Source organism: Okeania sp. SIO2B9, from assembly GCF_010672505.1.
GTDB classification, from domain to species: domain Bacteria; phylum Cyanobacteriota; class Cyanobacteriia; order Cyanobacteriales; family Microcoleaceae; genus Okeania; species Okeania hirsuta.
Map to the genome: position 1 here is coordinate 1 of NZ_JAAHGK010000371.1, position 5,991 is coordinate 5,991.

The window sequence follows — 5,991 nt, forward strand, 5'->3', positions numbered from 1 at the left end:
ATTCTTGATAATCTATTCACGAGACGTTGTAGGGATTCTTCACTATGAACATGAGGATGAGCAGAAGAGTGATGGTTATGTTCCGAATTTGACTCTGTCTTGGCTTGATTATGAGGTAGCTGTTCTTTTTGTTGTTGCTGAGATACCACCATAGATTTTGAGTATAATATAGTTAAGATTAGGAGTATTATAACACTAATACCACTCAGTTAGTCAATGAAACTTTAATGCTATGAGATTGCGCAAATTTTCTCAAACAATTACCAAAATAACTTCTCAATTATTGGCCATTTTTATTGTTTTTACTTTCATAGTTACTTGTGTACCGACCCCACAAGCAATGGCAGCTTCAAGACTATTCCAAGGACTATCAAATCCTCAGTTATTAGCATTGCAAACTGCACCAGAAAATCTAAATACTAGAAGTAGTAATAGTTTTGTTACAGAGGCAGTCAATAAAGTAGGTTTAGCCGTAGTGAGAATTGACACAGAGCGACTAATTACCCGTCCCACTAATCCACTTCTTGAAGACCCTTTTTTTGACCGTTTCTTTGGTGGAGAGTTACGAATGCCACCATCTTCAAAAGAGTTATTAAAAGGTCAAGGTTCTGGTTTCATTATTGACTCTAAAGGAATCATTTTAACTAATGCTCATGTAGTAGATAAAGCTGACAAAGTTACTGTAAGTTTAAATGATGGAAGACAGTTTACTGGGGAGGTAAAAGGAACAGATGAAGTCACAGATTTAGCAGTAGTTGAAGTTGATACAAAAGGTGAAAATTTACCAATAGCAACTTTAGGTAATTCAGATTTAGTACAGGTAGGAGATTGGGCAATAGCAGTAGGAAATCCCCTAGGATTTAATAACACTGTTACTTTAGGAATTATTAGTACTTTGAAACGTCCTAGTTCAGCAGTAGGAATTCCTGATAAGAGATTAGACTTTATTCAAACTGATGCAGCAATTAATCCAGGAAATTCTGGGGGTCCGTTGTTGAACGATCGGGGTGAAGTAATAGGAATTAATACTGCAATTAGGGCTGATGCTATGGGTATTGGTTTTGCTATTCCTATTAATAAAGCAAAGGAAATTAAAGATTTATTAGCTCGTGGAGAACAAGTTCCTCATCCTTTTGTTGGTATTCAAATGATTACTTTAACTCCAGAAGTTGCTAAAGAAAATAATCGCGACCCTAATTCTGTTTTAATTTTGCCGGAGGTAACGGGAGTTTTAGTAACAAAAGTTTTGTCTGGTACTCCAGCAGAAAAATCGGGGATACGGAAAGGAGATGTAATTGTAGAAATTGATAATCAATCAATAATTAGTGCTGAACAATTACAGAGGAAAGTTGAAGATAGTGGTGTAGGTCAAAAATTGCAGTTCAAAATTCTGAGAAATGGTAGACAACAAGAACTATTTGTTGTGAGCGGACAAATGAATTATTAGTGAGGAGTCAGGAGTCAGGAGGGAAGGGAATTTATAAACCCGACTTCTTTGAGCTTGGCGATCGCCTATCGACCCAAAGTTAGAAGGTTAACTTACTCTGTTACCGCCTCCCAATGACAAATCGAATAATTTATTATATGATTAGGACTTACGCATGAGGTAGGAAAAACTAAATGAGAAATTGCTTTCCGTTCCGGACTGCTCCGCAAACCCTGTCGGTCGCAATGACGAAAAAACGTTTTACTGCGTAAGTCCTAATTATATCCTATTGAGCTGCTCTTAGGGCTCGTAGTTGGGCTTGATCCAGGCTATAGTGGGAAGGGACTAAAGCCCAACTACAAACAAAGGCTTTATTATAAATAATTACCCGAACATAGGAGCTAGTGTATAAAAAATATGAATAAAAATCCCACTATCGAAGGCATCTACGAAGTCTGTATAGGTATCACCGAAACCTTATCAATGATTCAATATTGGCAACAATTTGGCTATCGCATGGGGCAAACAGGAGAATTAACTGCTCCCACAGTGAAAAATTTATATGGAGTCAATTCTCATCTGCGCTCAATTCGACTCGAACATCAAAATGCCGACCATGGTTTGATTCGCCTGATGACTTGGGAAAACCCCACTAATGAAGGTTTAGAAATGACATCAATGAAAGTTTTGGGCAACCGTTGGGGGACAACCTTAACAGCAGATGTTTTGAATATTCTTAACCATGCTGAAGATGCTCAGTTAGCAGGTTTGCCAATTAAATATACTTTTCCTCAGTGGGAAATGATTTACAAAATGGATAAAGGTCGCCCGTTTATCGATCCGGTAGTGGGAGTGCGGGAAATGATGTTGCTGCAACCATTAACACGTCAGGTATTGTTTCAACGTTTCAATTATACAGTGCCCGAATATGGCAAAATTAATCATAACTCTACTTTGAACACTAGCCAATTTACCCATGCAGGTATGGTGGTGCAAGATGATAGCAAAGAAACATTGATGTTTTACGAGGATGTGTTAGGTTTGTTGCGGTCGCGGGATGATGATGAAACTACTTATGAAAGTTCACAAGCAGGTAGGCAAATTTTTGATTTGCAACCGGGGGAAAAGTTTAGAGTTACAACTTTTGACGATCCACGCTCCTCAATAAACTGGCAGGAGGCACGCTCTGGCAGAATGTATATTATTCGATTTCCTGAAGCAATGAAGTTGAAAAGCTGTTTTGAATATTCGCGACCTGGTTGCTTGGGAATGTCTTTGTATACTTATCGAGTTAATAATATAAAATATTATTTTGACCGAGTTAAAAATTCAGCAGCAACTGAAGTTACAGATATTGTTGATAACGAATTTGGCGAACAAAGTTTTTCTTTTGTCGCCCCTGATGGTTATTTCTGGAATTTAGTTAGTAAGTAGTGGTGTGACACACCTAAAATGTTGCAATAGTAGCGGCGGGTTCCACGTTAAATTAATGAGTCTTAACCAATTAGATAAACCCGCCCCTACCCCAATAATCGCCCCGCACAAAATTAGGTGTGTCATTCCAGTAGGAGTCCTCATGAGTCAAGAGTCAGGAGGGAAGAAGGGAGAGGAGGAAAATTAGAACGGGAGCAAGATGCTCTGTACCATTACAATCCACCACTACCACCACTGTAGGGACGTTCCATGGAAGGTTCCTACAACGTTTTGCTTGTGAAGATGTGGTTCATCAATTTTAAAAGTGCTGTAAATAGGGTTTGCTGAAAAAGTCTTATGGGTGAGGGTAGGAGTCAGGAGTCAGGATAAATGGGAATTGCAAAGGATGTAGTTGGAAGAATTGTCCCTTAATTTTTCTGCCCAACTCTTGCACAAAATGCTAATACGCATGAGCTTTCTTAACCGAAAAGCTGGCATTTTTTTTCAACCCAATAATACTGAAACCTTTACATTTCTGGGCTTTGATAGTTAATCAGCAAGCCCTAAATAATCACAGAGGTGGCTAAAAGTGAATAACGAATGAGTGCGCCATTCGATTTTTCTGGCGTTGCGACTATAAACCTCTCCCCACACTCCCTATCTCCCCACATTCCCCTCCTGGGAGGGGCGAGGGGTGGGTCCTACTCTCCCAATCTCCCTTCCGCATTATTAGTGAGGTGTACCAATTTGAGAAAAGATATACTGGAGTTAATCATCATTACATTTGTGAGTTTTACCATTAACTCTCAGTCCACAACATGAAACTAATCACATTACATCTTTGTCCTCTGATGAGCTTCGTGTCTCTATTGGGAACAGTAGCTCTTCCTGCTTATAGTCAACCTATTACTCCGGCAAATGACGGTACAGGAACTACCGTAAATCAAAATGGCAACCAATTTAATATTCAAGGCGGTACTCATAACGGCACTAACCTCTTTCACAGCTTTGGTAAATTTAACCTCAACTCCGGTCAAACAGCAAACTTCATCTCCACCCCAAACACCCGTAATATTCTTGGCAGAATTACAGGTGGAGACCCTTCTAGAATTAATGGCTTAATTCAAGTTATAGGCGGTAATTCCAACCTTTTCTTAGTGAACCCTGCCGGAATCATGTTCGGCCAAAATGCCAGTCTCAATATTCCTGCTTCCTTCAGCGTTACTACTGCCACAGGTATAGGTTTCAACAGTAATAATTTCTGGTTTCAGGCAATAGGAACAAATGATTACTCGAACTTAGTAGGCGACCCCAGTGGCTACAATTTTAATGTCTCAAACCCAGGCGCAATAGTTAACGAAGGAAATTTAAGTTTAAATCCTGGAAAAGACTTAACTTTAGCAGGTGGCACAGTTATTAACACAGGTGAACTATCTACCGCAGGTGGTAATATCACCATCGCTGCAGTTAATGGTGGAGATACATTGAGAATATCTCAACTAGGCCATTTGTTGAGTTTAGATGTATCACCTACTTCTAATAATTTATCAGGACAGTCAATTACACCGATATTATTACCAGAATTATTGACAGGTGGTGACATACATCATGCCTCATCTGTGGTTATAAATGCTCAGGGTAATTTGGAATTGACCGATACAGCAGGAGTAGCGATCGCCTCTGGAAATATTGATGTATCAGATACCTCGACGAATGGAAGTGTTGGGGGACAGGTGAATGTGTTGGGCGATCGCGTAGCAGTTATCGATGCCAACATTAATGCCAATGGTTTAAATGGAGGGGGCACAATATTAATCGGAGGTGACTTTCAAGGTAATGGAATTGTTCCCAATTCTCAGCAAACTTTTGTTAACAATAACTCAATTATTTCTGCCGATGCTATTAATAATGGAGAAGGCGGTAAAGTCATAATTTGGTCGGATAATACGACTAATTTTTCCGGTAGTATTAGTGCTAAAGGCGGAGATTTTTTGGGGGATGGAGGATTTGTTGAAATCTCTGGAAAAGAAGAATTAATATTTGATGGAAGTGTTAATGTTACGGCAGCATTTGGAGAAGCAGGAACAATATTATTTGACCCTAAAAATATAATTATAGGAGAGTCAGAAAATAGCAACGAGTCACCGGAACAAAATGAAGCTGATAACGTCACACTTTCTTTAGAAGAATTAGAAGGTAAAATAACTCTTCAAGCTGATAATGATATAACTGTTAATGAAAGAATAGAAACTTCAGAATCAGTAGAATTAAAAGCTGGGCGAAATATAAATATCAATGCAGATATAGATACATCTCAAGGTAATAACAATATTTCTCTATTTGGTAACGACAATAGTGCAGATATTAATAATCGCGACCAAGGAGCAGGTTCGATTAATCAAAGAGAAGGTACAACATTAAATTCTGGTAATGGCGATATTACAATTAGACTAGGAAATTCAGGTACAAATGGCGATATAAATTTAGCTAATTTAACTACTACTGGTCAACTATCAATTAATGCTAACCAGGGGAATATTAGACAAGTTTCTCCTAACTCTTTAATTACTGCCGATAGAGCAATATTTAGAACTCAAAATTCTGGTGGCATAGGTTTAGCTGAAACACCTTTGCGAATAGATGTAAATAACTTAGAAGTATTGACAGGGGAACAAGGAGTATTTATTAATTCAATCAGTAATTTAACTATTGGTGGAGTTAGCGAAGAATTAACAGGAATTTCTACTAGAGGTGGCGGTAATATTGAACTAAATATTGATGGGAATTTTACTGCAATTGAAGAGGTAGTTACATCAGTTCCTGACAGGCAACCAGGAACAATTACTATTTCTAGTACTGGGAATATTGATACTACTCAAACCACACTTAAGTCAAATTCTGAATCAATTACAGGTGGCGATATTTCGCTCACTGCTGATGGCAATATTCAAATAGGAGATATTAATGCTTCTACCATGGGTAATGATAGAGGAGGGAATGTCACTATAAATAGTGGTGGTGAAACTGATACAACTGTAATTGATTCAGAATTTGACTTAAGTGTGGTTTGAGTAGTATCAATATTCCCAGTACTAGAAATAGTAATTGTTCCTGGTTGCCTGTCAGGAACTGATGTAACTACCTCTTCAATT

Annotated in this window: 3 protein-coding genes; all 3 read left to right on the forward strand. The window is 38.3% G+C overall.

Annotation, left to right across the window (positions count from 1 at the left end; all coding sequences use genetic code 11):
* The first annotated feature begins 232 nt into the window (after positions 1 to 232).
* Complete coding sequence (locus F6K13_RS14700) at positions 233 to 1,447, forward strand: HhoA/HhoB/HtrA family serine endopeptidase (protein ID WP_124147469.1); 1,215 nt, start codon at positions 233 to 235, stop codon at positions 1,445 to 1,447.
* A gap of 396 nt (positions 1,448 to 1,843) precedes the next feature.
* A complete protein-coding gene (locus F6K13_RS14705) occupies positions 1,844 to 2,860 on the forward strand; it encodes a VOC family protein (RefSeq protein WP_124147468.1) in 1,017 nt (338 codons plus the stop codon).
* A 797-nt stretch (positions 2,861 to 3,657) separates the two neighbouring features.
* Positions 3,658 to 5,910, forward strand: a complete 2,253-nt coding sequence (locus F6K13_RS14710) for a filamentous hemagglutinin N-terminal domain-containing protein (RefSeq protein WP_287287721.1) — start codon at positions 3,658 to 3,660, stop codon at positions 5,908 to 5,910.
* Positions 5,911 to 5,991 lie beyond the last annotated feature (81 nt).